The organism is Pseudomonas sp. PS01299 (assembly GCF_029960145.1).
Lineage (GTDB): Bacteria > Pseudomonadota > Gammaproteobacteria > Pseudomonadales > Pseudomonadaceae > Aquipseudomonas > Aquipseudomonas putida_A.
This window is the reverse complement of record NZ_JASCPO010000425.1, coordinates 1-2586: the sequence shown is the minus strand read 5'-3', so window position 1 is coordinate 2586 and position 2586 is coordinate 1. Positions and strand designations below refer to the sequence as shown.

General features: G+C 61.3%; 3 protein-coding genes. 2 read left to right on the top strand and 1 reads right to left on the bottom strand.

Going from position 1 to position 2586, the window contains the following annotated elements:
• Positions 1-118: 118 nt before the first annotated feature.
• Complete coding sequence (locus QMX91_RS30635) at positions 119-1165, bottom strand: patatin-like phospholipase family protein (protein ID WP_027612455.1); 1047 nt, start codon at positions 1163-1165, stop codon at positions 119-121.
• A 215-nt stretch (positions 1166-1380) separates the two neighbouring features.
• On the opposite strand from QMX91_RS30635, the gene QMX91_RS30630 reads away from it, so the two are divergent.
• Both QMX91_RS30630 and QMX91_RS30625 read left to right on the top strand, forming a co-directional pair.
• On the top strand, positions 1381-1659 hold the full coding sequence (locus tag QMX91_RS30630) for a hypothetical protein (RefSeq protein ID WP_007963692.1): 279 nt from the start codon (positions 1381-1383) through the stop codon (positions 1657-1659).
• A gap of 79 nt (positions 1660-1738) precedes the next feature.
• Entirely contained in the window at positions 1739-2506 is a 768-nt protein-coding gene (locus QMX91_RS30625) for a CHAD domain-containing protein (protein WP_134787028.1), read from the top strand.
• The last annotated feature ends 80 nt before the right edge of the window (positions 2507-2586 follow it).

Genomic DNA, 2586 nt, shown 5'->3' with positions numbered 1-2586 from the left:
TCGCGAGCAAGCCCGCTCCCACAGGGTTCTTCGGTGTGATTGAAATTTTGTGTTTCACACCCGGCCACTGTGGGAGCGGGCTTGCTCGCGAAGAGGCCCTGACAGCCAGCCGAGAACTTCAGGGCTCTCTACTCTGCTCACTCTCATACCGATCCAGCGTATCCCGCGCAATCTCCCGCCCCAGCGCGATCAGTTCCGGCGCCTTGTAGAACTCGAAAAACCGGCACACGCGCTTCGGCACGTTGATCAGGATGTCCGGCGGATAGCCGGCGATCTTGTATTGCGCCAACGAGGTCTGCATCACCTCGAAACTCTGGTTGATCAGGTCCAACAGTGACGCCGGCCCGACGTTGTCGATGATGAACGAGCCGGTGGCGGACTTCGGCGCGCCTTCGCGCTCGGGTGCCGCTGCCGGTTGCTGACTTTCCGGTTCGCTGCCTTCCAGCCATGGGTTGATGTCCGCCGCCTCCGCGCGCAGGGCTTCCTGCTCAAGCAACAGCAATTGCTCGGCCTGTTTGCGGCGGAACGGCATCTTCGAACCCAGCGAACTGAGCAAACTGTCGAAGCGCGAACGAAACGCGGGCGGGCGCTGGATCACCGGCAATTTGTAGTGGCGCTGGTTGGTCGCGTTGAGGTTGACCGCGATGATCAGATCACAGTGGCTGGAGACCACCGGTACGATCGGCAACGGGTTGAGAATGCCGCCGTCCACCAGCATCCGGTTGCCTTGCATCACTGGGGTGAACAGGCTGGGAATTGCCGCCGAGGCGCGCATCGCCTGATGCAGGCAGCCTTCCTGAAACCAGATTTCCTGTTGGTTGGTCAGGTCGGCAGCGACCGCGGTGTAGGGGATGCGCAGGTCTTCGATGTTGATCTCGCCAACGATCTTGCGGATCTGCCCGAAGACCTTTTCGCCACGTATCGCCCCGAGGCGAAAACTCACGTCTACCAGCCGCAGCACGTCCAGATAATCGAGGGTTTCGATCCAGGTGCGGTACTCGTCGAGTTTGCCTGCGGCATAGATCCCGCCGACCACCGCGCCCATCGAACAACCGGCAATGCAGGCAATGTCGTAACCGCGTCTTTCGATTTCCTCAATGACCCCGATATGGGCATAGCCCCGGGCGCCACCGGAACCCAGCACCAGTGCGACACGCTTTTTCATCAAACTTCCTCCCGACAAGGCTCCACAATGCACCCATCCGGGGGCGGGCGACAATCGCCAGGGTCGTTCGGGGCGGCAGCAGAGTCGTTTTCCGATACTGTGTGACCCGTCGGGGTTATCTTTTCGTTACCGCAGATTCACCGGGCGCCAAGGCACTTTTTTCGCGCCGCAACGTCTTACCTGCACGACTGTTGACCTATTTTGAGGTGTGAGTGATGAAAGCCTGGATCTGTGTGCCGTTGATTGCGCTGGCATTGGCCGGTTGCGCTGGCAAGACTGCTTATCGTGACAGCTGTGGCAGTCAGCTGGATGCGGCGTGGCATGAGCTGGACCTGGCCAAGGCCGAAGGTTTCGCCGGCACGGTCAGCTACTCCAAGGCGCTGTCGCTGCTGACGGCGGCCAAGACTCAGCAGCAATTCGAAGGCTTTGAAGGCTGCAGCAACAAGGCCGAGAAAGCCCGTTTCTATATTCGCGAATCCCGCGCCGGGCGCTAAGCTGCTGACTTGACGCAAGGATGCGGCTGGCCGACCACGGCAGACTCATCCTTCAAGCCATGTGAATCAGGAGCAAGTGATGTCTGCGTTGGTTGACCGGTTGGTGGCTCATGTCCTGAGTCTGGAAGTGCGTTTGCTGGCCTGTCAGGCGCGCGTGACTGCGCGTACCGACCCCGAGGCGCTACATGATTTGCGCACCACGGTGCGGCGCTTGCGCAGCCTGTTGCGACCCTTGCGTGGTTTGCCCGGAGTCGAGCAACTGGAAGGTGCCGCCTCGGCGGTCGGTCAGTTGACCACCCCGTGGCGCGATCGCGAGGTACTGGCGGCGTACCTGCTCAAGCATGATCAGCCGCAAGCGGCGCAGCGGCGCATGGCGCAAATGGACGAAGCCTATCCAGCATTGGCAGCGAGCGCCGAAGTGGCTTCGCTGCTGATCATCCTCGATGCGTTCCCGCGTTTCCTGCGTGCCTCCGAGCGTCAGGGCCTGCTCAAGGGCCTGGGCAAACGCATCGAAAAACGCCTGCACAAACAATGGAAGAAACTCGACGAGGCGCTGCACGATCCGGCCCACGACCGCCATCGTCTGCGCTTGCTGATCAAGCGCGTGCGGTATGGCATCGAAGCCTATCCGGAACTGGATCGCCTGCCTGAGCCGGCGCTGGAGCGGCTGAAGTCGGCGCAGGGCGCGCTGGGTGACTGGCACGATTGCTGGCAGTGGCTGGCGCGGGCCGAACTGGAAAGCGATCTGCAAGCCTGCGTCGCGACCTGGCAGGCGGGCCTGATCAAGGCTGAAGCCAAGGCCGATCGGGTGCTGGAAAAACTCAGTTCAAGCTGCTTCAAATCCTGAATCCACTCAGATCCCCTGTGGGAGCGGGCTTGCTCGCGAAAGCGGTGTGTCAGTCACAGATGTGTCTACTGATACAGCGC